Source organism: Vulgatibacter incomptus (genome assembly GCF_001263175.1).
GTDB classification, from domain to species: domain Bacteria; phylum Myxococcota; class Myxococcia; order Myxococcales; family Vulgatibacteraceae; genus Vulgatibacter; species Vulgatibacter incomptus.
In genome coordinates, this window is the sequence record NZ_CP012332.1 from 1,351,184 (window position 1) to 1,375,169 (window position 23,986).

At 67.6% G+C, this 23,986-nt stretch carries 17 protein-coding genes; 11 read left to right on the forward strand and 6 right to left on the reverse strand.

Annotated features, from left to right (window positions below; translation table 11 throughout):
* Positions 1–180 precede the first annotated feature (180 nt).
* Entirely contained in the window at positions 181–1,839 is a 1,659-nt protein-coding gene (locus AKJ08_RS05430; RefSeq protein WP_169788750.1) for an alpha/beta fold hydrolase, read from the forward strand.
* A 109-nt stretch (positions 1,840–1,948) separates the two neighbouring features.
* Here the strand turns inward: AKJ08_RS05430 and AKJ08_RS05435 are convergent, their stop codons facing one another.
* Positions 1,949–2,161, reverse strand: coding sequence for a hypothetical protein (locus AKJ08_RS05435; protein ID WP_050725128.1), 213 nt, complete (start codon positions 2,159–2,161; stop codon positions 1,949–1,951).
* On the opposite strand from AKJ08_RS05435, the gene AKJ08_RS05440 reads away from it, so the two are divergent.
* Together AKJ08_RS05440 and AKJ08_RS05445 are read left to right on the forward strand one after the other, a co-directional pair.
* Positions 2,162–2,662, forward strand: a complete 501-nt coding sequence (locus AKJ08_RS05440) for a DUF6036 family nucleotidyltransferase (RefSeq protein ID WP_050725129.1) — start codon at positions 2,162–2,164, stop codon at positions 2,660–2,662.
* 55 nt (positions 2,663–2,717) lie between these two features.
* Complete coding sequence (locus AKJ08_RS05445; RefSeq protein ID WP_157370493.1) at positions 2,718–3,338, forward strand: hypothetical protein; 621 nt, start codon at positions 2,718–2,720, stop codon at positions 3,336–3,338.
* A gap of 101 nt (positions 3,339–3,439) precedes the next feature.
* Here AKJ08_RS05445 and tgt read toward each other — a convergent pair whose 3' ends face one another.
* The 3 genes from tgt to AKJ08_RS05460 all read right to left on the reverse strand — a co-directional run bounded on the left by tgt (position 3,440) and on the right by AKJ08_RS05460 (position 6,919).
* Positions 3,440–4,579 carry a tRNA guanosine(34) transglycosylase Tgt gene (gene tgt / locus AKJ08_RS05450; RefSeq protein ID WP_050725131.1) on the reverse strand — a complete coding sequence of 380 codons (1,140 nt, stop codon included), beginning with the start codon at positions 4,577–4,579 and terminating at the stop codon, positions 3,440–3,442.
* A 94-nt stretch (positions 4,580–4,673) separates the two neighbouring features.
* Entirely contained in the window at positions 4,674–5,726 is a 1,053-nt protein-coding gene (queA, locus tag AKJ08_RS05455; RefSeq protein WP_050725132.1) for a tRNA preQ1(34) S-adenosylmethionine ribosyltransferase-isomerase QueA, read from the reverse strand.
* A 98-nt stretch (positions 5,727–5,824) separates the two neighbouring features.
* The gene (locus AKJ08_RS05460; protein WP_050725133.1) at positions 5,825–6,919 is read right to left on the reverse strand and encodes a SpoIID/LytB domain-containing protein; all 1,095 of its coding nucleotides are present in this window, start codon (positions 6,917–6,919) and stop codon (positions 5,825–5,827) included.
* Between the two features lie 157 nt (positions 6,920–7,076).
* Between AKJ08_RS05460 and AKJ08_RS05465 the strand changes: the two genes are divergently transcribed.
* From AKJ08_RS05465 to AKJ08_RS05475, 3 genes are all read left to right on the forward strand, one after another.
* Positions 7,077–7,487, forward strand: coding sequence for a hypothetical protein (locus AKJ08_RS05465; protein ID WP_050725134.1), 411 nt, complete (start codon positions 7,077–7,079; stop codon positions 7,485–7,487).
* Between the two features lie 259 nt (positions 7,488–7,746).
* Entirely contained in the window at positions 7,747–8,907 is a 1,161-nt protein-coding gene (locus AKJ08_RS05470) for a hypothetical protein (RefSeq protein WP_157370494.1), read from the forward strand.
* 129 nt (positions 8,908–9,036) lie between these two features.
* On the forward strand, positions 9,037–11,337 hold the full coding sequence (locus tag AKJ08_RS05475) for an Ig-like domain-containing protein (protein ID WP_169788751.1): 2,301 nt from the start codon (positions 9,037–9,039) through the stop codon (positions 11,335–11,337).
* A 166-nt stretch (positions 11,338–11,503) separates the two neighbouring features.
* Here AKJ08_RS05475 and AKJ08_RS05480 read toward each other — a convergent pair whose 3' ends face one another.
* Positions 11,504–12,670, reverse strand: coding sequence for an SGNH/GDSL hydrolase family protein (locus AKJ08_RS05480; protein ID WP_082342752.1), 1,167 nt, complete (start codon positions 12,668–12,670; stop codon positions 11,504–11,506).
* A 357-nt stretch (positions 12,671–13,027) separates the two neighbouring features.
* On the opposite strand from AKJ08_RS05480, the gene AKJ08_RS05485 reads away from it, so the two are divergent.
* Complete coding sequence (locus tag AKJ08_RS05485) at positions 13,028–15,211, forward strand: Ig-like domain-containing protein (protein WP_169788752.1); 2,184 nt, start codon at positions 13,028–13,030, stop codon at positions 15,209–15,211.
* A 29-nt stretch (positions 15,212–15,240) separates the two neighbouring features.
* On the opposite strand, the gene AKJ08_RS05490 is transcribed toward AKJ08_RS05485, so the two are convergent.
* Complete coding sequence (locus tag AKJ08_RS05490; protein WP_050725139.1) at positions 15,241–17,805, reverse strand: DNA internalization-related competence protein ComEC/Rec2; 2,565 nt, start codon at positions 17,803–17,805, stop codon at positions 15,241–15,243.
* Positions 17,806–17,955: 150 nt separating this feature from the next.
* On the opposite strand from AKJ08_RS05490, the gene AKJ08_RS05495 reads away from it, so the two are divergent.
* The 4 genes from AKJ08_RS05495 to AKJ08_RS05510 all read left to right on the forward strand — a co-directional run bounded on the left by AKJ08_RS05495 (position 17,956) and on the right by AKJ08_RS05510 (position 23,976).
* Positions 17,956–18,447: a CarD family transcriptional regulator gene (locus AKJ08_RS05495; protein ID WP_050725140.1), complete on the forward strand. Its 492-nt coding sequence runs from the start codon at positions 17,956–17,958 to the stop codon at positions 18,445–18,447.
* Positions 18,448–18,592: 145 nt separating this feature from the next.
* Positions 18,593–19,744 (forward strand): 2-C-methyl-D-erythritol 4-phosphate cytidylyltransferase, encoded by a 1,152-nt coding sequence (ispD, locus tag AKJ08_RS05500; protein ID WP_050725141.1) that lies wholly within the window; start codon positions 18,593–18,595, stop codon positions 19,742–19,744.
* Between the two features lie 66 nt (positions 19,745–19,810).
* Positions 19,811–21,274: a cysteine--tRNA ligase gene (gene cysS / locus AKJ08_RS05505; protein ID WP_050725142.1), complete on the forward strand. Its 1,464-nt coding sequence runs from the start codon at positions 19,811–19,813 to the stop codon at positions 21,272–21,274.
* On the forward strand, positions 21,271–23,976 hold the full coding sequence (locus AKJ08_RS05510) for a penicillin acylase family protein (protein ID WP_050725143.1): 2,706 nt from the start codon (positions 21,271–21,273) through the stop codon (positions 23,974–23,976). Before cysS ends, AKJ08_RS05510 begins: the two co-directional genes overlap by 4 nt.
* Positions 23,977–23,986 lie beyond the last annotated feature (10 nt).

Sequence of the window (23,986 nt, forward strand, 5' to 3'; positions counted from 1 at the left end):
ACCATTTGTCGGTATGTGTTCTGCTCGCTGCCTTGCGAGATGATTTTCTGTTCTGGGTATCGTCGCCCCTATTGCGCATCGAGGACGCCATTGGTTCGAAATTCCGGACCCGTCTTGCGTTCATCATCTGAAAGTGAATTATTCGTGAACCCAGTGTGGGTTCGAACCGATGGAGAGATGATGAGACGGAGTTCGAAGAGGATCCGCCACGCCGTTGCTGCGCTCCTTGCGATCGTGCTCGGGGCAGGATGCGGTGAGGTCGAGGAGAGGCGCCCCGGAGGATCGGGCGGCGTGGACCTCGGGGCGGGCGGCCGGGGCAGTGTCGGAGACGGTGGCTCGGGCGGGACGGCGGGGGCGGGTGGTGGCGCCGGAAGTGAGGAGCCGGGCGGAAGCGGTGGGGGCGGATCGGGAGAGGAGCCCGGCCCGTCGCTCGGTCCCGTTGTCTGGACGACCTGCACCGAGAGCGGCGTCCGGATGAAGTGCGCCGAGATTGACGTGCCACTGGATTGGTCCGAACGGGACGGAGAGCGGATCTCCTTCTTCGTTCGGAAGATCCCCGCGGCAGGGCCGAACCAGAACGGCCAGCTTTGGTTCTTCGTCGGCGGCCCGGGCTACAGCGCGAGCGATGCAGTGGAGTGGGGCGGGTACCTGGCGGTCTTCGGCTACGACGTCTACCTCCCCGACTATCGGGGGGTCGGCTCGTCGACCCCGCTCGCCTGCGAGGGCGAGGCGGAAGGGACCACCTCGGTGGCCTGCTACGCGGAGCTCCTCCGGCGGTGGGGGGATGGGCTCCGGCAGTTTTCGACCACCAGCACGGCCATGGACATCGGGAAGACCATCGAGGCAATCCGTGAGCCCGGAGAGAAGGTCTTCGTCCTGGGCGGCTCGTACGGGAGCTTCCTGGCGAACCGGTACATGTCGCTCTTTCCTGATCAGGCGGACGCGGTGTCGTTGGAAGGGATCTGCCCCGCGACCGGCTGCGCCGTTCATCAGGCGCTCAACGCGAACCGCGCGGCGCACGTCGCCCTCGACGCGTGTGGAGGAGACGCGAAGTGCAGCGAAAAGCTCTCGAGCAATCCCTGGTCGCGGCTGGAGGGACTGCGCGAGAGGCTCCGCGAGGGCCATTGCCCGGAGTACGCCGGCGAGGCGGCGTGGTCCTCCTTTTCCAAGATCCTGGTGGCGACCCTCGCCGACCGCTCCCGCCTCCCGGTCGGTCTCGCCGCGATCTACCGGCTCGATCGATGCGATCCCGAAGACGTGACGGCGCTTCGCCGGCTGGAGGCGCTCTACGCCTCGCGGAGCTTCGGCCCTGCGAGCGTGAGCGAATCCGAGTACCTCTTCCTCCACATCGTGCTCTCCGAGTTCTGGGAGGAGGGTCTCACCCCCGCGGCGCTGCGGGCGGAGAGCGAAGCCCTGCTCCTGCGGCTCGACTCGGCCGATGACATCACGACGGCACGGGAGCTGTGGACCTGGCCGCTCTACGAGACCCCTGCCGAGCTGCGGAGCTGGGCGCCGGTGACGACGCCGGTCGCGCTGTTCAACGGCGCCATCGACCGCCTCACGCCCACCTGGGATCTCGGCGGCATCGAAGAGGCCTTCCCCCATCCCGGCCAGTCGTTCGTGGAGATCCCGCTCGCAGGTCACGGCGCCCTCTTCGAGGGAACCGACACGAAGGGCCGGATGCCTTGCGGCCTGTCGCTCGTGCTGGACTTCTTCGAGGATCCGCTCGCCCCCCTCGACCTGAGGTGTGTCGAGAAGCTGCGGACCTTCGACTTCCGCGGGAGCCGATCGCTCGCCCGACAGACGATGGGGACCGACGACCTCTGGGAGAACCCGTGAGCGCACGGATGATGTCCGTGGCTCCGGACGAAGATGAGGTCGATCCGGATCTCGAGCGTGCGATCGAGAGGGCGAGGAGAGCGTTCGGATACCCGGCGTTCTGACGAAGCTAGCCGCGCTCCTTCTGCTCACGCAGGCGGAGGGAGCGCTCCTCGAGCCATGCCTTCGACCATGCGGCGTAGCGGCCTTCCTCGATGGCGGCGCGGACCTTGGCCATGAGGTCGGGAACCTTGACGAAGGGGTGCCAGGCAACTAGGTTGGTATCGGAGTTGCCGATACCGCCATGCTCCCGCGCCCCACCATTCAAGCATTCGATCGCCACTTGTCGGTCCTCGGCCTGAGTTTCGAGGCTGTCGTCATCGGCGGCTCGGCCTTGGTGTTGATGGGCCTGACCCAGCGGGGGACACGCGACGTCGACGTGCTCGTGCCTGCACTGCCCGAGTCGATCGCGGCGGCTGCCTGCGATTTCGCCAGGCAGCAGCGACAAAATGGCGACGAACTTAACGACGACTGGCTCAACAACGGGCCGATTCAACTCGGCGACATCTTGCCCGAAGGTTGGCAGGACCGCGTCGAGCGGATCTTTGAGGGAGTGGCGCTGATCCTCAGCACGCTTGGTCGCCCCGACCTTCTCAAGACCAAGCTGTTTGCTCTCTGCGATCGCGGCACCGACATGCAGGATTGCATCGCCTTGGCGCCCAGCGCGGAGGAGCTGGCAGAGTGCCTTCCGTGGCTCGAGCTCCAGGACGGCAACGAGCGCTGGCCCGACCACGTCCGCGCCACGATCTCCGGGCTCGGCAGGAGGCTTGGCCATGCCATTTAGGCGGTCGCCGCTCCAAGAGCGAATGCCGACGCCGGACGTGCTCACGGCTCGCATGGTGGGCATCGGGCTGAACTTCGCAGCTGAGCCCGAGGTTGATGCCGACCTCGAGAGCACGCTCGTCTTCGCCTCGGTCGCGGGGATGGAAGAGGAGGATCTGCGCGTCCTCGCCGTGCTGACAACGTGGATTGGCGTGCATCACGCCTACGTCAATGTGGATCGCCTGGTTCGCCTCGTCTGCGATCAACCGTCCGAGCGCGTCCGAGCCTATTGGGCCGCCATCGCCGGGTGGCTTCACCGGGACCGTCGCTTTGCGCGACTTTCGCGTTGCTACGAGGGGCCGCCAGTCGAGATCTTGCCGACTGGAACGGAGTTCCAGATCGAGCGGCGTGGTGAGGACGAGCGGTTCGTCGGTTCGAAGCTCCGGGCACCGCGCGGGACGCTACGCGATCGCATCGAGGACGTGCTCGCTCCCGATGTGCTCGTGAGGCGCCACGCCGGCTACCGCAACCGCGTGCAGATGGGGCCGTCGTTCCGCGCCGACGTCTGGACCCTCCTCGAAAAGAGCCCGGGGCTGTCCGTTGCGGAGGTTGCGCGCCGCGCGGCATGCTCCTTCGCGACCGCATGGCAAGCGGTCCAGGACTTCCGGCTGCTCCGCGGTGCCCCGGAATCGACCTGAGCCAGGAGGCGGTGAGACGGTCGCTAGCTAACGGGGGGTGAGGGCCTCGTGCGATCGCGGAGGCGAATGGGTCGAGGCTATGCCATCGACGGACCGCGCTCTCAGGCGCGCTCCTTCTGCTCACGCAGGCGGAGGGAGCGCTCCTCGAGCCAGGCCTTCGACCACGCGGCGTAGCGGCCCTCCTCGATGGCGGCGCGGACCCTGGCCATCAGGTCGAGAAAGAAGGCGAGGTTGTGGATCGAGTTCAGCCGGTAGGCGAGGAGCTCCTGCGCCGCGTAGAGGTGGCGCAGGTAGGCGCGTGAGAAGTTCTTGCACGTGTAGCAATCGCACGCGGGATCCAGGGGCGCGGGATCGTCGGCGTAGCGCGCGTTCTTGATGTTGACGATCCCCTCGCTCGTGTAGAGGCGGGCGTTACGAGCGGTGCGGGTGGGGAGCACGCAGTCGAACATGTCGATGCCGAGGCCCACGCAGGTCACCAGATCCTCCGGCGTGCCCACGCCCATGAGGTAGCGGGGCTTGTCGGCCGGCAGGTTCGGCGCCGAGGTCGACACGCTCTCGTACATGGAGGGGATCGGCTCGCCCACGCTGTAGCCGCCGAGGGCGTAGCCCGGCAGGTCGAGCTCCGCGAGCTCCTCCGCGTGGCGGCGGCGCAGGTCCGGGTGCAGGCCGCCCTGGACGATGCCGAAGAGGCTCGACTTGCCCTCCGGATGCCATGCGTCCTTGCAGCGCTTCGCCCAGCGGGTGGTGCGGGCCAGGGAGTCCTCGAAGTAGCGCCTGTCGCTGCCTGCGGGCGGGCACTCGTCGAAGGCCATGATCACGTCGGCCCCCAGCGCCTCCTGCACCTCGATGGAGAGCTCAGGTGTGAGGAGCTTGCGGCTCCCGTCGAGGTGAGAGCGGAAGACCACGCCTTCCTCGGAGATCTTCCGCGCCGCGGCGAGCGAGTAGACCTGGAAGCCGCCCGAGTCGGTGAGGATGGGCTTCGGCCAAGTCATGAAGCCGTGCAGGCCGCCGTGGCGGCGGACCAGCTCGTGACCGGGCCTCAGGAAGAGGTGGTAGGTGTTGCCGAGGATGATCTGGGCGCCGATGCGCTCGAGGTCGTCCGGCGCGATCGCCTTCACGCTGGCCGCCGTGCCCACCGGCATGAAGATCGGCGTCTCCACCACGCCGTGGGGGAGGCGGAGCCTGCCGCGGCGGGCGGCGCTTTCGGGGTCGACCTTCAGCAGCTCGAAATCGAGGGACATCGCGGACCTTCGGTTGGTGTCCCTCGGTGCGGGACGATGGGGGCTCCCGGCGGGCCGGGTGGCGGGCGGTTCCGGTCGCAGCGGGACGAATCCCCTACGACACCAGCATCGCGTCGCCGTAGGAATAGAAGCGGTAGCGCCGCTCGACGGCCTCGGTGTACGCGGCGAGGAGCCGCTCGCGGCCTGCCAGCGCCGCCACCAGCATCACCAGGGTGGAGCGGGGGAGGTGGAAGTTCGTGAGGAGGCCGTCCACGACACGGAAGCGGAAGCCGGGCGTCACGAAGAGGGAGGAGACGCCGGCGCCTGCGCGGATCCGTCCGGTCTCCTCGGCAGCCGACTCCAGCGTGCGCAGCGCCGTCGTTCCCACCGCGATCACGCGGCCGCCGGCCTCGCGCGTCCGCGCGATCGCGTCCACGGCATCCTGTGAGATCTCGTAGCGCTCCGCGTGCATCCGGTGTTCTTCGACGGAGTCCGCGCGCACGGGGAGGAAGGTGCCCGGCCCCACGTGCAGCGTCACCGCGGTCCGCTCGACGCCGCGCTCTCTCAGGGCCGAGAAGACCTCGTCGGTGAAGTGCAGGCCGGCGGTGGGCGCCGCCACGGCCCCACGGTGCCGGGCGTAGATCGTCTGGTAGCGATCGCGATCGGAGGCCTCCGGCGCGCGCTTCATGTACGGCGGCAACGGGAGCTCCCCGAGCTCCTCCACGCGGTCGAGGAGAGCGTCCGGCGCCTCGTCGAAGGCCACGTCCACGAAGCCGCCCTCGCCGACGGCGACGATCTCGGCGCGGAGCATTCCGCCGGCGGCCTCGAAGCGGAGCCAGGCGCCGGGGCGCAGCGGCTTCGAGGAGCCCCCCATGCAGCGCCAGACCGCCCGATCGCCCAGGGACGCCAGGGGATCGCAGAGGAGGAGCTCCACCTTGCCCCCGGACGCTTCCTTGGCGCCTCGGAGCCGCGCGGGGATCACCTTGGCGTCGTTTAGCACCAGCAGGTCCCCGGGCCGCAGCCAGCCCGGCAGGTCCCGGAAGGATGCGTGAGTGGGCGCGCCCCCGTTTCGGGGCAGCACGAGCAGACGGGAGGCGTCCCGCTCGGCCAGCGGCGCTTGCGCGATCAGCTCTTCAGGGAGCTCGAAGTCGAAGTCGGAGGTCTTCATCGGTGGGGGCCCTTTTCGGGGCGGCGCAGTGTAGACGAAACGCCTCCGGACGGGGCCGCTGTTCCAGGGCAGCTCGCGGACTGGCTCGAACCAGGACGTCAGTACATCCGACGGAGCTCGGTCCCCGGGTAGTAGTGCTCGAGGATCCGCCGATACTCCCAGCCGCTCTTCGCGGCAGCGGCCGCGCCCCACTGGCACATGCCGGCGCCGTGTCCGTTGCCCTTGCCGGTGAAGCGGAAGCCCGCCTTGGTTGCGGCCGCGTCGAAGGCCAGGCTCTTGATCTCCCCGTAGCCCACCCGTCGCCGCAGCGTCACCGCGTCGAGGCGCTGGCTGCCCTTGGCCGTCCGGAGCTCCACCGAGCGAACGCGGCCAGAGGCGGTCCGGGAGACGACCGAGATCCCCTGAAGGGGAGCGAGCCCCAGCCGCCGCCCGAGCTCGGCGCCCGAGAGCTCGAGGCTCCAGCGGGCGCCAGGCGTGTCGCGTGCCTCCGGACAAGAGTGCGAGGTCAAGTAGGGCAGGGAGCGCGAGAGCGCGTTGCCTCCGTCCTCCGTCGTCCCGCCGCAGGACGAGAAGAAATACGCCTCGATCGGCGCGTGCTCGAACACCAGCACCTCGCCCTCGGTGGCCTCCACCGCCGCATGCGTCCGCGGATCCTCGCGGTGGACCCCGCCGTAGACCTGCGAGAGCACCGAGGCCCCAAGGTGGTAGGGCTGGCCCTCCGCGGCGAGCTTCTTGCCGATCGCGTAGGTCCGGGCCGCGACGGCCTGGGCCTTGAGCGCCTCTGGCGGAAAGGCCGGGGGCATCTCGCTGCCGAGCACCGCCGCCAGGTAGACCTCCATCGGCAGCTCGTTCACCACCAGGAGGCCGCCGGGGGTGGCGAGCACCTCCACCGAGCCGCGCACCATCTTGTCGCCGACGGCGATCGGCCCATCGCCGCGAATCCGTATCGCTTCGACGCCGGGTCCGCCTCCGTCGACCGTCACCAGGCCCGACGGATCCCGCTGGATGGAGGCCTTGCCGCCCTCGATCGCTCGGTACGTTCCCTCGTCCGTCAGTGGACGGATCCGAAGGCGCTCAGCGGACACCGCCACCCCGGGGAGGTTCTCCGCCACTGCGATCCGGATCATCGCCTCGGCCAAGGCGGGCGAGGGGAGGAGCAGCGCGAGGACGACGAAGGCAAAGACACGGCGCATTCGCCCGCGACCCTCTCATGGGATCGCCGGCGAATCCAGCTTCCCTATATCGGATTCCACAGGCCCTCCCGCGGGGGGATTCCGGCTGCTCCCGCTGCACGCCCACTCGGGGAAGATCGCGTTTGGAGGATCCGCCATTCGTTGCCATCATCCCGGGATGGACGGTGGGTGGAAGCTGATCGCCAAACCCGGGCGGATCCTCCGAGGATCGGCCGTCTTCGGGCTCGTGGTCTGGCTGGTCGCCCTCGTGGTGGTGAGCCGGATCCCGGGCATCGGCTGGGGCACCTTCCTCTCCGCCCTGGCCATGACCCTCCTCTTCACGGCCCTCCTCGTGGGACACCTCTCGTCCGAGATCCAGGCCCAGGTCGACGGCCTTCGGGCCCGCACCTTCTTCCGCAAGCTCCAGTGCCGCTGGAACAACGTCCGCCACGTCGAGGTCCGGCCGTTCATGCCCGGCCTCACCATCTACCTGGTGTCGACGACGCGAGGACCCTTCGTGTTTACCTCGCTCTGGCGCAACCACCGCGAGCTCCTCGACGCCCTCCGCGAGCGAGTCGGCCACGGCTGAAGCGTCGTTGTTTCGCCGATAGGCGGTCCGCCTACCAACTGCGGCCTCTACAAATTGGTTCAACTGGTCATTGAACTATTTTTCATGACCGTGGCTGCCAAATATTCCCGTTGGAGCGGTCGGGTCAGCCGGAATTCGTCACTTTTACTCATTGTGTTGGAGAGTGGATAGATTCGCCAAAAAATTGGCGCCATCCGACTGACGATCTATTCTTACTGTGAGAGAAGGCTCCTGCAACACCAACACTAAGGAGCGAGAAATGCATCTTCGAAGCGAGAAGTTCGAGATGGGGCGTTTCGCGGCAAGGGGAGTGGCGGTGCTGGCTGCGAGCGTTCTCGCTGTTCTAACGGGGGCACGTGAAGCGAAAGCTGCGTCACCGACGCCGGACGCCCCGATGCTAACCCAGTGTCGAGTACTTCCCGGAGCGGCGTCGACGCGCAACTGGCGGGGCGTGACGGTGACGAAGGGGATTGATGGATTCGATCTCCCAGTTGTCAAGATGGCCTATATCGGGGCTGACGACCCAGGCTCCCCGAATTTCCAGAAGGTGGTCGTTCAGCTGATCTATGACAACGGATCCGTGTACCAGACGGGAATCGCGTCCTCTCCTGTTGGCGCGCAGCTGACCACCTTCGACTACGATCACGTCAACGGTACGAAGTTCGCCTACTGGTCCAAGGGCTCTTCTGCGAGCGGATACGAGCTTCGCGTCGATTCCAACAACGCACCTTATTCGGTCTGGATTAGCTCCAGCCCGTTCACTAGTGTTCCGTCAATGTATGGCAACCGGATCGTGTGGGAAGCCGACGGCCAGGTCATGGGGTGGGTTGCGCCTTTTGGGCCGCCTCAGAATCTCGCCACAGGTTATCACCCGACCATCTGGAATGACAAATACGTTTTCGAGAAGGACCTCACTCTGGTAATGCGAAATATGTCCGATCCGGGTTGGGAGAAGGTCTTTCAGCATGACGGCGATTACATCCTGGCTCCCTCGCTCGGAGGCAACGTCGTGGCATACGAGAAATGGGACCATGAATCGACCAGAATCGCTTACCGGTACGTGGACGACCTCAACATCGCGACGAACGAGTTCACCATCAATGGTCCTTGTAAACGCCACCTGAAGCCCCGCGTCGATTCGACCGGTCGATTTGTCATTTACGCCGGTGTGGAGTGCGAGCAGTGGGACAACGACGACCCGTTTATTGAAGGCAACGATCCCCTCTACGTAACCGAGCTGCTGCACGGGCGGACCTACAAAATTACAAACGGGGTTGTTTTGCCCCTTGGCGTGAATGAGATGCTTCCCTACGCCGTTCACGGAGGTGCAATTGGGCTTCTCAAGCCGGGGGGAGGGGTTGGCGACGTGGCCTCACCCTACGATGCCATTCTCTGCAAGATCGATACGGAAGCCCTTTAGTTCAATCTTTGCGGGCGTTTGGCTCGAGGCGGCAATCTTGCGGCTGGACAGCTGCGTCCATTAGTCTGATGAAGATGGCCTCGGGCGATGAGCCCGAGGCCGCAGACCCGTGAGAGAAGGGTAGTCGAGATGAAGATGCGCGAACCTCGAGGCCCCGGTCGGGCGGCCCTTCCTGCGGTTTTTGCTCTTTGCATGGTGCTCGGGGCCTGCGGGACGGAGAGGAAGCCCGTAGTCGATCCTACAGACGATTGCCCCGATCCGAGCTCGTGTGTCGCGTTGGTGAAGATATCGCCGGCGACGTCGAGGGTTCGTGCCGGGGAAACCATCCGCCTCTCGGCCGAGGCTCTTTCGACCGCGGGAGACCCGATCACGGGCCGGCCGGTGGTCTGGTCCTCGAAGACCACCCCGATCGCGACCGTCGACGATGAAGGAAACGTCCGCGGTGTTGTGCCGGGATTATCGAGAATCACCGCGACGGTCGACGGAATCCAGGGCATTGCTCAGGTGACTGTCCTTCAGATGGCCGAGGTTCGAGTGGAGATCGAGGGTTCGCGCACGATCGATCTCGAGGTCGGGCAATCGATCCAGCTCACGGCTCGGGCCGTTGACGAGGACGGCCGTGTACTCGACGACATCGCGATCGAATGGGAGTCGAATCATCCCGAAGCGGTTGAGGTGAACGAGACCGGCCGGATCGTAGCAATTGCCGTCGGGTCGGCCACGGTTCGAGCCGTGTTCGGAGAAGCGAGTGCATCGATTTCCGTTCGCGTGATTCCGCTTGGAGCCGAGTCGATACGCATCGGCGGAGCGCCCGAGTCGCTGGCGATTGGAGAGGAGGTCCGGCTCGTGGCGACGGTCACGGATGCGCAGGGCAGGACGATCCCCGACGCAGACGTCTCGTGGGCTGTTACACCCGACGAGCGGGCCACGATCTCGGACGATGGTGTGCTGGTCGGCCGTCGCTCCGGACGCGTGCAGGTTCGTGCCTCCAGGGGAACCGTGAGCGACTCGGTCGACGTCGACGTCATTGGACGAGGCGTTTCGATCGCAATCGACGGCGATTCACCCGTCGAGCTCGAAATCGGCCAGTCGATTCAGCTTCGCGCCGCCGTGCTGGACATGAACGGAGACGAAGTCCCAGGTCGCGCATTCGTCTGGGAGTCCAACGACAATGGGGTGGCGGAGGTCGTTTCGGGCGGATTCGTGCGTGCCGTTGGCGGAGGGAAGGCGAGGATCATCGCTCTTTCGGGAGACCTCCGCTCCTCCGTCGAGATCCGGGTGAGGGTACCGAAGTTCGTTGAGTTGAGCGTCGGCAACAGGATTGCTTGCGGCGTGGCCTCGGACGGACGCGCATTTTGCTGGGGCGCGGTTCCCGACAGGCAGGAAAGCATTATACGACCCATGGCGTTGCTCCCAGAGCACTCGGTATCCGGGCTGTCGGTGTCTGCAATTAACTCCGCGCGTTTCATGGGAACGATCTGTGGCATGTCATCCGGCTCTCCCTTCTGCTTGGGAAGCAACTGGAATGGCCAAGTGGGGAATGGCACGTGGACGGACGCTCTGGAGCCGTACCTATTTGATCTCGAGTTGGTTTCCTTCGCCGTGGGACCTGAGCATTCATGCGGGATCCACGCCGACGGAAGGGGGTTTTGCTGGGGTTCCAACTGGTCTGGACAGCTCGGTGTGGGTTCTATTCCCCCGAACTACCTACTCGACCCCGTAGAAGTCTCCGGCGGGATCCGCTTCTCGCAGATTCGCGCCTCCGACGCATCGGGGGGGGCGGCTGCCACATGTGGAGTCTCGATCTCCGGCGTGGGGTATTGCTGGGGGCAGGGCGCTCTCGGTCATGGCACCACGGAGAGCTCCGCAGTTCCTGTCGAAGTCGCGGGCGGCCTGCGATTCCGGAAGATCGAGATCGCGCCTGGGGCAGCGCCTAGATGGCCGCCTGTGGGGCATGCTTGCGGGCTCGTGCTCAATGGGGACGTGTACTGCTGGGGATGGAACGACCAAGGTCAGCTCGGGAACGGAAGTTTCGAGCCGTCGCCTGTCCCGGTTCTCATCGCTGGGGACGATTCTTTTCTCGATGTCAAGGTTTCCTTCGTCCCAGACTTTTTGATCAAGGTTGCAGCCACCTGCGGGCTTCGAGCCGACGGCGTTGTTCTGTGCTGGGGCGACAATCGGTACTCGCAGCTCGGGTTCCCTGGCTGTACGGCCTCCCCGAATGACCCAGAGTGTGTCGAGTATCACTCGACTCCGACGCCGATCCAAACTGAGGAGCGGTTCGTGCAGATCGGTATGGGCGGGGCCTACAGCTGTGGCCTGACGGCCGAAGGAGTCGCGCTCTGCTGGGGAAGGTTCTTCGAAGGCAGTGCCGAGACCTTGACCGTTCCTTCGCCGATCCCCGGACACGAGGGGTGGCTCGAACGCTGATGGCGGACCGAGCGCTGGGAGCAGGCCGGAGGCGGCCTGGCCCACCGCGAGGAGGTAGATGACAAGCGCAACCACCGCGAGCTCCTCGCCGCCCTCCGCGAGCGCGTCGGCCACGGCTGAAGCGTCGCTGTCCGGATGGCGGGAGTATGCTTGGCGCCCGCCGCGGTCAGGGGTAGAGGGCCCGGCGGATCACGTGGAGCGCCTCTTCGGCCATCGCCTGCTGACCCGGGACGACGGGGTGGACCCCGTCCCTGGTGAAGCCTGGGAGCCACTCGTTCGGATCGTCGGCGCTGCGGAGGACCGCCTCGAAGTCGATCAGGTGCGCCACCGGCGCGTCATGCCGGAGCCACTCGTTCGTGGCGAGCCGGCGCGCCTGCACCTGCGGGGACACCCAGGGCGCGTCCTTCGGTGGCAGCGTCCCAGCCCAGACGGTGCAGAACGGCTCGAGGGCCCGGTATAGCTCCAGGTAGGCGGCGGACATCGCCTGCACGTCGTGATCCCACAAGTTGTTGGTGCCGATCATCACGAGGCAGTCGGTGATCCCGGCGAGTGGGAACACCTCCTGTCCGAGCGCGTCCCGGGCCTCCTCGATCCCGGTCCCGGACACGGCAGCGTTGGCGACGGGCAGGCGGAGGCCCTCTTCCACCAGCGCCGGCCAGCTCTGCAGGTAGGGGTGCTGGGCCGGGTAGACAAACGCCTCTGTAATGCTGTCGCCGATGGCGACGAAGCCGCGGGTCGGCTCCCCCTCTACGTCGATTGTCGCGAGGCCGACTGCGCGCTCCTGCGGATCGCCCGCGATCGCGGTGTCGCCTGCATGCTGGCCCGGCAGCACGACGCTGCCCGGGAAGAGCTCGTTCTCGCCGGTGGCCAGAAAGCCCTCGGCCTCGAAGGAGACCCATACTTCCTGCCGGAACGCGACCGCGAACGGCAGCGCGTCGCTCGTCACCCGCTCGCGGGGGCTGGCGGAGAAGCCCTGTAGCCCGCCGAATGTAGCGGGTACGGGAGAGAGGGCGACCCATCCGCCCGTCGTGCGATCCGCCGATGCGACGGTCACCGCGTGGACCTTCGCCGGTCCGTCGCCAGCGCGGAAGGTGAGGCGGAGCCGCTCGCCGGCCCGCCCCAGGGGAATCCGCGTGCGGAACGTCATCCGCTGTGGGACCTCGACCGACCAGCGCAGGGCGGCGTGGTATCCGGGCTGGAAGACCGGCGATGGCGGAGGGGGCGGCCGATCGAGGGGGCTCACCTTGGGAGGCAGATGATTGGCGCCCGGGTTCCCTCCGCTGCACCCAACCAGTAGCGCCAGTCCGACGAAACCGTACGCGACCCGCCGCATCCGCCGCCCTCCCTGCGTTTCAGATTCGGCACTGCGGGGGCGCGCGCGCCATCGCCTTACGGGGCGGCCGGCCCTCTCCGCGAGCGCGTCGGCCACGGCTGAGCTTCAACTTCCAGCGTTCGACGCGAAAACCGGTGGTATGGTGAGTCAAGCCTCGGGAAACGAGGCCGCCACTGATTCGCTAGGGGGGAAGTCGAGATGACCGGGTGGTTCCATTCGACCGCGTCGCGCTGGGCGGCTCGTTCCGCGGTGCTCGCTCTTTGCGCGGCGCTTGGAGCCTGCGGGACGGAGAACAAGCCCCTCGTCGATCCGGGCGGTGGAGACGTTTGTCCCGATCCGAGCTCGTGCGTCGCTTGGGTGAAGGTAACGCCGGCGACGTCGAGGCTCCACGTCGGCTCGACCATTCGTTTCACGGCCGTGGGTTTTTCGACGGCGGGAGATCCGATCCCACGCCGGCCCGTGGTTTGGTCCTCGCACTCCACTGCGATCGCGATCGTCGACGAGCAGGGGACTGTCCGCGGCGTGGCACCCGGAGTATCGAGAATCTCCGCGACGGTCGACGGAATCCAGGGCGCCGCCATGGTGACCGTCCTTCCGACGCTCGACGTTCGAGTGGAGATCGACGGGCCGCGCACGATCGAGCTCGTGGTCGGGCAATCGATCCAGCTCACGGCTAGGGCCGTCTACGAGGAAGGTCGTGTCCTCCCCGACGCCACGATCGAATGGGAGTCGGATCTGCCCGAAGCGGTCCAGGTGAATGGGAACGGCCGAATCGTGGCAATGGCCGTCGGATCGGCTACGGTTCGGGCCGTCTTTGGAGAAGCGAGTGCATCGGTCTCCGTTCGCGTGCTTCCGCCCGGATTCGAGTCGATACGAATCTCAGGAGCACCCGAGTCGTTGGCGATCGGGGACCAGGTCCAGCTCCAGGCGACGGTCAAGGATGTGCAGGGCAGGACGATCCCGGACGCTGACATCTCGTGGACCGTCACACCCGCCGAGCGGGCCTCGATCTCAAACGAGGGTGTGCTGATCGGTCGTCGCTCCGGGATCGTGCAGGTTCGGGCCTCCGTGGGAGCCGTGAACGGCACGGTCGATGTCGCGGTCTTCGGAATGGGCGTCTCGATTGCGATCGAACCCGAGTCACCTATCGAGCTCGATCTCGGCGAGTCGATTCAGCTACTCGCGGCTGTGCTGGATGAGAACGGGGACGAGGTCCCGGGTCGCTCATTCGTCTGGGAGTCGAACTCCAAGGCGACGGCGGAGGTCAATGCGGACGGGTTCGTGCGTGCCCTTGGCGGAGGGAAGGCGACGATCATCGTCCTGTCGGAAGACCGCAGCCTCCGCTCCTCCGTCGAGATCCGCGTGAGGGTGCCGAAGTTCGTCGAGCTGAGCGTCGGCAACAGCATCGCTTGCGGCGTGGCGTCGGACGGACGCGCATTTTGCTGGGGCTCGGTTCCCGGCCGGCAGGGGCCCATGGCAATACCCATGGCTTCGCTTCCGGGGTACTCGGTGTCCGGGTTGTCGGTGTCGGCAATCGACACCGTTGGTTTCATGGGAACCATCTGTGGCATGTCGTCCGGTTCGCCCTTCTGCTTGGGGGGCAACCAATACGGACAAGCCGGGAATGGCACGACGACTGAAGTTCGTGAGCCGTACCGATTCGAACTCGAGTTGGTCTCCTTCGCCGTGGGACCTAGGCATTCCTGTGGACTCCACGTCGATGGAAGGGCGTTCTGCTGGGGTGAAAACTGGTCTGGACAGCTCGGTGTGAGTGGGGGGCCCGAGGGCTTCCCCCCGTACTCCGTACTCGATCCCGTAGAGGTCTCAGGTGGGATCCGCTTCTCGCAGATTCACGCCTCCGATGAGTTGGGGAGTTCGGTGGGGATTTCGGTTGCCTCTTGTGGCGTCTCGATCTCCGGCGTGGGGTACTGCTGGGGGACCGGTGCTCTCGGGAACGGCAGCACGGAGTACAGCGTGGTTCCTGTCGAAGTCGCGGGCGGCCTGCAATTCCGGAAGATCGAGATCGCGCCAGGGGAAGAACATCCACGTTTCCCAGCGAATTCTCTTTTGGGGCATGCTTGCGGGCTCACGGTCGATGGGAAGGTCTATTGCTGGGGACGAAATCTCCAAGGTCAGCTCGGGAGCGGAAGTTTCGAGCAATCGCCTGTGCCGGTTCCCATCGCGGATGACGATTCCTTCCTCGACGTCAAGGTTTCCTCCCTTGAAAGCAGTAGGGTCGCTTCGAGCTGCGGGCTTCGAGCCGACGGCGTGGTTCTTTGCTGGGGCGACAACCGGTATTCGCAGCTCGGATTTCCGGGCTGTACGGCCTCTTCGAATGACCCGGAGTGTGTCGAATATCATCCGACTCCGACACCGGTCCAGACCGACGAGCGATTTGTACAGATCGGGATGGGCGGGGCCTACAGCTGCGGTCTGACGGCCGAAGGAGTCGCGTTCTGCTGGGGAGCGTTGGCAGGCGGGGGGGAGAGTTGGCAGGTTCCCACGCCGATCCTCGGACACGAGAGGTGGCTCGAACGTTGATGGCGAACGAGCGCTGTTGGGAGCCTCGCTCACTGCGCGAGCTTTAGCTCGTTCCCGTCGCTGATGAAGCGCACGGGACCGCGATCGGTGCGGTGGAGGCTGCAGCCCCGCGCCTCGTAGCGCTCGACCACGTCTCTTCTCGGAAAACCGAACTGGTTGCGCCTGCCCACGCAGAAGACCACGTGGTGCGGGCGCACCCGCTCGAGGAGGGCCGCCGACGAGCTGGTGCTGGAGCCGTGGTGGGGCGCCTTGATGAGCTGGGCGCGAAGGTCCGCGCGCGAGGCGACCAGCGCTTCTTCGCCCTCGGCCTCGATGTCGCCCGGCAGGAGGATCGCGACGTCGCCGTGCACAATGCGGAGTACCAGCGAGACGTCGTTCTCGTGGAAGAGCGGCTCGTAGCCGACGCCATCTCGATCGGGTGGTCCCAGGATCTCGAAGCGGACGCCAGCGCGCTCGATCGGCGGCGAGCTCTGGAGGAGGACGCGCCTGGGGATCCCGCGCGCCACGAGCGCGTCGGCGATTGGCGTGCCGAGGCGGCCATCGAGAGGCCGGCCCGATGCCCAGAGCTCACCCACGGGCATGGCGGCCAACAGCGCCGGTGCGGAGCCCACGTGGTCGGGGTGGAGGTGGCTGAGGGCGAGGGCGTCGAGGGAGCGGACGCCGCGCTCGGCGAGCTGGGGAAGCAGCACCCGCTGGGCCACGTCGCGCTCGCCACGGAGCTCGCCGCCCGTATCGACCAGGATGTGGCTGCCGTCTGGGAGGCGGAGCAGGGTGGAGTCACCCTGGCCTACCGCGAGGAAGTCGACGACGAGCTTTCCCTCGGTGGGATCCGCGCTCACCCACGGTAGCAGGAGGATCCCGAGGCAGACGGCGAGCGCCGCCAGGCCGCGGCGCGGCGCGCGCCGAAGAGACGCAAGGGCGAGGCTGGCGCCGCACATGGCGAGCGCGCCGCCGATCCCAGGGGCTTCCATCGGGATCCGGGAGCCGGGCCAGGTCGCGAACCACGCCGCGGCGCCGTCGACCACGGCGGCGAAGGGCGCGGCCAGCCAGAGCACAGGAGCCATGGCCGTGCGGCTCACGAGGCCGATCGCGGTGGCGACGGCGCAGAGCGCGGTGGCGCCGAGGCCGACCGGGACAGCGATCATGTTGGCCGGGAGGGCGGCGACCGAGGCGCGCTGGAAGTGGAAGGCGGTGAGGGGCAGGGTGGCGAGGGTCGCAGCGGCGGTGGTGGCAAGCGATGTCAGCGGCACCTCGAGCCAACGTCGCCACCGGGGCGCATCGGGCCGCGGCTGCGAGACAGGGATCAGCTCGCGGATCCCCCTCGAGAGCGCGAGGAGGCCGGCGCAGGCGGCGAAGGAGAGCTGGAACGAGGCCTCGTGGAGCGCTGCCGGATCCCAGGCGAGGATCGCGAGAGCGGCGGCGCCGAGGGCGGTCCAGCCCTCCGAGCTCCGATCGACGATCTGTGCCGTGAGGAAGAGTCCGGCGCCCACAGCGGCCCGCACCACGGGCGGCTGGGCGCCGGTGAGCAGCGCGTAGGCGGGGGCCGCCGGCAGAGCGACGAGGGCGGCGATCTGCCGCGGGTCGAAGCGCGTGCCGACGCGACCGAAGAGCCAGACGAGGATCCGGTAGAGGCCGAGGACGGTCAGGCCGAGGTGGAGGCCGGAGACCGAGAGCAGATGGGAGAGGCCGCTGGCCGCGAAGCGCTCCGCCTGCTCCGGCGAGACGAGCGAACGATCGCCGACCGAGAGGGCGGCGAGGAGCGCCGCGGTCGGACCGGGGCCCATGACCTCCTCGACCCGCGCCGAGATCCGCCGGCGCGCCACCTCCACCGCCGTCTGGATGCCGCCGCCTGGGGACATGACGCCGAGCTGCCCGCCGGCGACCCGGGCCGGACAAGCGATGCCAGCGCGGTCGAGGCGGCGGCGCGCGTCCTCCATGCCGGGAAGGCCGGGCTCGAGCTCGTCCAGGGTCGCGACGGTCCGGACTGCATCGCCGGGCAGGGGGCGCAGGCCCTCGTTCATCGAGAGTAGCAGCCGGAGGCCCGAGGCATCGATCCAGGGAGGAGGCGGATCGAGGGGGCGCTCCCGCGCCGGCCTCGCCCTCGCGACCTCGACCTCTGCGCGGGTGGTCTCGAAGCCGATGGCGGGTGCGCCGGCGATCCATGCCTCCAACTCGAGGCGGGCGGGAGCGTCGCGGGTGGGAACGGGCAGGCCGAGCGACTCCAGCGCGTTGGAGCAGGGGCCGGCCAGGCGGCCCGGTACGGGCTCGCGGCCGGACCGCGAAGATCCGGGTCGCCCGGCACCAGAAGCGCTCGGACCCGCGTCCCCTGGGACGGAGGAAGGTGCCGGCGAGTCGACGGCGTTCGAATCGGGCAGCCCCTCGCTCGCGCCCCGGATCGAGCCCGCCATCGCGAAGGCTGCGAAGACGAGGAAGCTCGCCGCGAGACGACGTCCCGTCCTGGCGGCGGCCAGCGCCAGGGCGATCACGGGGAAGATTGCGACCAGGCTGATGGTTCCAAACGGCCGCGCGCTGAGAAGGCCGGCAGCGAAAGCCGCCGCCATCCAGGGGATCGGGAACCGGAAGATTCTGCCCACGTGGCCGCTCCAAATAGAGAAGAGGCCGTCCGGTAGCGGGATTCATGCCACCGCAGAAATGGGCGGAAATTGACTTTGCACGACGTGACGTGCTACGGTCCGTCGGCTCGACTTGCGGCCTCGGGTCGCAGGTCGCGAAGGAGGAAGTGGATGCAGACGACCTTCAAGGTCGGTGACAAGGCCGTCTACCCGGGACAGGGCGTAGGCGAGGTCTTGGGAATCGAACACAAGGAGGTGGCCGGTCAGCGCCAGTCCTTCTACGTTCTCCGGATCCTCGAGAACGGCATGAAGATCATGATCCCTATCAACAAGGTGGGGTCGGTGGGGCTTCGGGAGATCATCGACGACGTTGCCGTGAAGAAGGTCTACACCATTCTTCGCGAGAAGGCCCCGTCGGTGGATGCCACCACCTGGAATCGTCGGTACCGCGAGTACATGGAGAAGATCAAGACCGGCTCGGTCTTCGAGATCGCCGAGGTGCTGCGTGACCTCTACCTGCTCAAGGGCGACAAGGATCTCTCCTTCGGCGAGCGCAAGATGCTCGATACCGCTCGTTCGCTGCTGATCAAGGAGCTCTCGCTCGCAAAGAACTGCGACGAGGAGCAGATCGAGAGCGACTTCCGCTCGATCTTCGATCGCTGATCCAGTCGAGGCGCGCGGCTCCATCCGAGCGCTTCGAAACGCGCCCGCCTCCATGGCGGGCGCTTCCGTTCCAACCCCAGGATCCCGCCGCTGGAACGACGCCTGCCGTAGCTCCGGCGCTCTCGCCATCCGTCAAGGAGTCCCCGTGTCCAGAGCCGACGCGGTCGCCATCCTCCCCGCCGCAGGAAAGGGGACCCGCCTCGGAGAGGCGAAGCAGTTCCTCGAGCTCGGCGGCGTTCCGCTCCTCGTCCGCGCGGTAGAGCGTGCGGCGGCGTGCAGCGAGATCGCCGCGATCGTCATCGCAGCGCCGCCCGGCGAGGAGGAGAGGGTCCGCGACCTGCTCGCTGCCCACGGCGCGGACGCCAAACTGCACGCCGTGGTGGCTGGGGGCGCCGAGAGGGCCGACTCCGTGAAGGCCGCCCTGCGCGCTGCGCCAGCCGGTCTCCCGATGGTCGCGATCCACGACGCGGCGAGGCCCTTCGCGACGCCGGAGCTCTTCACGCGGGTGCTCGAGGCCGCGAGGCGGACGGGCGCTGCCGTGGCGGCCCTGCCTTGCACCGACACGGTGAAGCGGCTCGAGGGATCCGGCGTGACGACCGTCGATCGCCGCTCGCTCTGGCTCGCCCAGACCCCGCAGTGCTTCCGGATCGAGCAGCTCCTCCGCGCCTACGAGCGCGCAGGCAACGACGTCTCGGTGGCTACCGACGAGGCCGCGCTCATCGAAGCCCTCGGAGAGCCGGTTGAGCTCGTCCCGGGCGAAAAGGAGAACTTCAAGGTGACCGACGCGGACGATCTGCGCAGGGCGCGCGGCATGGTGGAGGCACCGGCCGCGGTGGGTTTCGGCTTCGACGTCCACGCGTTCGAAGAGGGGAGGCGGTGCGTCCTCGGCGGCGTCGAGTTCCCGGGTGAGACCGGCCTCGCGGGCCACTCCGACGCCGACGCGGCGCTCCACGCGATCATGGACGCCATCCTGGGCGCTGCGGGCCTGGGCGACATCGGCCAGCACTTCCCCGACACGGACGCGCGCTTCCGCGGCGCAGACTCCGGCGTGCTCCTCCAGGAGGTGGCGGCGCGCGCCAAGGCTGCTGGCTTCCGCGTGCAGAACGTGGATCTCACCATCGCCGCTGCGCGGCCCCGGATCGGCCCGAGGCGCGAGGAGATGCGGGCGAAGATCGCCTCGATCCTCGGCATCCCCGAGGCCCGCGTGAACGTGAAGGCGACCACGACCGAAGGGCTGGGTTTCGTGGGCAGGAGCGAAGGGATCGCCGCCCAGGCCGTGGCACTCCTGGCTCGCTAGCAACGCTGGCGCCAGGGTTGCGCCGCCGGTAGGATGCCCGTTTCGACCCCAAGGAGCATCCACCAGATGGCGCAGCGGCTGTTCAGTACCCTCACGAACCGGAAGGAAGACCTCGTCCCCCGCGAGGGCCGCAAGATCGGCATGTACGTCTGCGGCCCCACGGTCTACGACTTCAGCCACGCCGGACACGCCCGCTGTTACATCGTGTGGGACACGGTCGCCCGCTGGCTTCGGTTCACCGGATACGAGCTCAAGGTCGTCCGGAACTACACGGACGTCGACGACAAGATCATCCGCCGCGCGAACGAGCTCGGCGAGGATCCCAGCGTGGTCTCGGAGCGCTTCATCCGCGAGTTCCAGGACGATATGCGGGCGCTCAACGTGATGCCCGCCGATGTGGAGCCGAAGGTCACCGAGCACATCCCGGAGATCATCGAGCTCATCGGCAAGTTGATCGAGAAGGGCCACGCGTACGCCTCCGAGGGCGACGTCTACTTCGCCGTGCGCTCCTTCGAGACCTACGGGCAGCTCTCCCGGCGCAACCTCGACGACCTCCTCGCCGGCGCGCGGGTGGAGCCGGGCGAACGAAAGCGCGACCCGCTGGACTTCGCGCTGTGGAAGGGCGCCAAGCCCGGCGAGCCCTTCTGGGAGAGCCCCTGGGGCATCGGAAGGCCCGGCTGGCACATCGAGTGCTCGGCCATGAGCGAGAAGTACCTCGGCCCCAGCTTCGACCTCCACGGCGGCGGAAAGGACCTCGTCTTCCCGCACCACGAGAACGAGCTCGCGCAGTCCGAGGCCGCAAGCGGGCAGCCCCTCTCGCGCTACTGGATGCACAACGGCTTCCTCACCATCAACGCCGAGAAGATGGGGAAGAGCCTCGGCAACTTCTTCACCATCCGTGAGCTCCTCGGACACGTCGATGGCGAGGCCGTGCGTTACACGGTGCTCGGCACCCACTACCGCTCGCCGCTGGACTTCTCGCTGGACGCGATCCTCGCGTCGCAGCAGCGGGTCGCCTACGTCTACGAGACCCTCGCCAAGGCAGACGAGCGCCTCGCCAGGGAGACCCAGCCCCTCGCGGAGGGACCGATCCTCCACCCCGAGCGCATCGACGAGCTGGACGCCCGCTTCCGCGAGGCGATGGAGGACGACTTCAACACCGCGGCCGCCCTCGGCGCGATCAGCGAGCTCTTCCCCTGGATGAACGAGCTGGTCGAGAAGCCGCCGGTGAAGGACCGCGCGCTGGTCGCCCGCACCCTGGCGCGCCTCGTGGCGGACGCCAGGCGGATCGGCTCGATCCTCGGCGTCTTCGAGCAGCCGCCTGCCGAGTGGCTCGCCCGCTACCGCCTCCGGCTCGCCGCCCAGAAGGGGATCGAGCCGTCCTGGGTCGAGGCCCGCATCGCCGCTCGCGCGGAGGCCCGGCGCAACAAGGACTTTGCTGCAGCAGACGTGATCCGCGCCGAGCTCCTGGGGAGCGGCGTCGAGATCATGGATTCTCCCAGCGGTACGACGTGGAGGGTGATCGCATGAGGAAGCTGTCGATCTTGGTCGTGCTCGCGCTGGCTTCGGCAGCGCTCGGCTTTGGATGTGGCGATAAAGACCCCGCGGTCCAGGGCACAGGCGGTGACGTTGGGGCCGGCGGAGACGGCGGCGCGGGCGGCACCGGCGGTACGGGCGGCGGGGCCGGCGAGAGTGGCTCCTGGTCGGACACCGAGCTGAAGATCCCGGGCCTCGACGGCGCCGTCGAGGTGGCTCTCGACAAGCAGGGCATTCTTCACGCGGCCTGCTCCACCGACGAGGACTGCGTGCGGGTCATGGGCTACTTCCACGCCCAGAACCGCTTCTGGCAGATGGACATCCAGCGCCGCGCGGCCCGGGGCAGGCTCTCGACCCTGATCGGAATGCTGGGAATCGATCAGGACAAGTACATGCGCCTCTTTATGTCGACGACGGCGGGAGAGCCGATCGAAGAGGCGATCTGGTCCATCCTCGACGAGGAGACGAAGACGCTCCTCGAGGCGTACTCCGAGGGCGTGAACGCCTGGCTTGCGGACATGAGGGCTGGCCGGAACGGCGCGGCGCTCACCGAGGAGTACAAGGCGCCCCTGGTGATGGGCACGCCGTCGTCGATCCCGGACTGGGATCCCCTCGATAGCGTGGCCTTCGCGCGCCTCATGACCTACATGCTCTCGGAGTCGAGCGACGTGGAGCTCTCGCTCGCCCAGGCCTTCCCGAAGCTGGGGAGTACGCCTGAGTTGGCGGTGGACCTGTTCACGCTGCGTCCCGCGGTGAAGAGCTACACCATCCCCGCCTCCGGCGGGACGTTCCCAATGAAGGCGCCGGTCGACCTCGAGAAGATCCGCGCGCTGCAGGACCGCCTCCGGCCGTTGGAGAGCCTCTTCGCCGCAGCGCAAGCGGCGTCGACCGTCATGACGCGCTGGGCGCCGCAGGGTGAGCCCGCGGGCTCGAACAACTGGGTGGTGGCGCCCTCGAAGACGACGCACGGCAAGGCGCTCCTCGCCAACGATCCCCACCTCGGCCTGAGCAATCCTTCGGTCTGGTACTTCGCGGAGATCGACTCCAAGACCAAGGGCACCGGCACCCTCCACGTGGCGGGCGGCTCGTTCCCGGGCATTCCGATGATCCCCATCGGGCGAAACGAGACGCTCACCTGGGGTGCCACGGTCGCCTACTACGACGTCACCGACGTCTACGTGGAGTCCCTGACCACGGACGGGAACGGCGTCCTCTTCGATGGCGGAACGGTGCCGCTGGTCCGCCGCGAGCATACGTTCCAGGTGGCGGGCGGCGCTCCGGTCAAGGTGACGCTGGAGTGGGTCCCCCACCACGGCCCCGTGATCCAGAAGAACCCGGCTACGGGCCAGGCGATCACGGTGAAGTGGACTGGCCACGAGCCGACCAACGAGCTGCGCGCGTTCCTCAACCTCAATCGGGCTTCCACCGTGGCGGAGGGCAAGGAGGCGCTGAAGGACTTCGAGGTCGGTGCCCAGAACTTCGTGATGGCCGACACCCAGGGCAACATCGGCTGGTACCCGCATGCCAGGGTCCCGAATCGCCCCTGGGCCTCCTACGAGCAGGCCAACCCCTTCGGCTCGATGCCCCCGTGGATGCCGCTCCCCGGCGGCGGGAGCGCGGAGTGGCAGGGCTTCGTCCCGGCGGACCAGCTCCCGCAGCTCTTCAATCCACCCAAGGGCTTCATCGCCACGGCCAATCAGGACATGACCGGCGCGACGGAGAGCGGTGACCCCACCAGCCACGGATATCCGATGCTGCAGGACGTGGTGGATCCGGGCTTCCGCCACGCTCGGATCGTGCATCGACTCGAGGCAGGGGGCTCCGCCCACGATCCCGCCATGATGATGGACATCCAGGGCGACGACTACTCGCTCCTGGGCCGGACGGTGCTGCCGCACATCCTGGCTGCGGCCGACGCCGCCGGTACGCTCTCCGCCAGGGCCCAGACCCTGGTCGCCGCGCTCCGGGATTGGAACTACACCTGCCCCACCGGCCTGGCCGGCCACGCGCCGGGCTCGGCGCCCTCCGACGACGAAGCGGAGCGTACCGCCGCGATCGGCTGCATGGCGTTCCACTACACCTTGCCCCGCGTGCTCGACGTCGCCTACGGCGACAAGTACGCCAAGGCGGGTCTCTCGGTGGCGAGCTTCGACGCAAGCATGTCGATCCGGTCGCTGGTGATCGCGCTCGAGCGCCCGACCGAGCGCCTGAGCGGTGACGCCCTCTGGAACAAGCTCGACGGGACCGTCCGGAGCAAGGACGAGGTCCTGGTGGCAGGGATCGAGAAGGCCGCCAACGACATCGTCGCGCCGCTGGGCTCCGATTCGTCGAAGTGGCTCTGGGGCCGCAAGCACACGCTCACGTTCAAGACCGAGATCTCGCAGCTTGCGCCCAAGCTCGACATCGGCCCCTTCGCGACGCCCGGCGGGCAGTTCACGGTCAACGTGGCCAACCCCGGCTTCGACGGCCTGGGCTTCTCCCACGGCGCCGGCGCCTCCCTGCGGATCGTGAGCGAGGCGGGGGCCGACGGCATGATCACCTGGATGCAGCTCCCTGGCGGCCAGGACCTGCACCGCGACGGCGAGCACTACGGCGACCTCGTCGAGGCATGGCTGGAGAACCGCTCCTTCATCCTCCTCTTCGATCGCGACTCGGTCGCGGCCAAGGCGCCGGTCCGGATCCTCGCGACGCCCTGATGCGTCGGGG

Coding starts and splice junctions, on each gene's coding strand:
- queA (WP_050725132.1), bottom strand. CDS start 5,726: ATGAAGACCTCCGACTTCGACTTCGAGCTCCCTGAAGAGCTGATCGCG.
- AKJ08_RS05495 (WP_050725140.1), top strand. CDS start 17,956: ATGCAGACGACCTTCAAGGTCGGTGACAAGGCCGTCTACCCGGGACAG.
- tgt (WP_050725131.1), bottom strand. CDS start 4,579: ATGTCCCTCGATTTCGAGCTGCTGAAGGTCGACCCCGAAAGCGCCGCC.
- AKJ08_RS05510 (WP_050725143.1), top strand. CDS start 21,271: ATGAGGAAGCTGTCGATCTTGGTCGTGCTCGCGCTGGCTTCGGCAGCG.
- AKJ08_RS05465 (WP_050725134.1), top strand. CDS start 7,077: ATGGACGGTGGGTGGAAGCTGATCGCCAAACCCGGGCGGATCCTCCGA.
- AKJ08_RS05480 (WP_082342752.1), bottom strand. CDS start 12,670: ATGCGGCGGGTCGCGTACGGTTTCGTCGGACTGGCGCTACTGGTTGGG.
- AKJ08_RS05460 (WP_050725133.1), bottom strand. CDS start 6,919: ATGCGCCGTGTCTTTGCCTTCGTCGTCCTCGCGCTGCTCCTCCCCTCG.
- AKJ08_RS05470 (WP_157370494.1), top strand. CDS start 7,747: ATGCATCTTCGAAGCGAGAAGTTCGAGATGGGGCGTTTCGCGGCAAGG.
- cysS (WP_050725142.1), top strand. CDS start 19,811: ATGGCGCAGCGGCTGTTCAGTACCCTCACGAACCGGAAGGAAGACCTC.
- AKJ08_RS05430 (WP_169788750.1), top strand. CDS start 181: ATGAGACGGAGTTCGAAGAGGATCCGCCACGCCGTTGCTGCGCTCCTT.
- AKJ08_RS05475 (WP_169788751.1), top strand. CDS start 9,037: ATGAAGATGCGCGAACCTCGAGGCCCCGGTCGGGCGGCCCTTCCTGCG.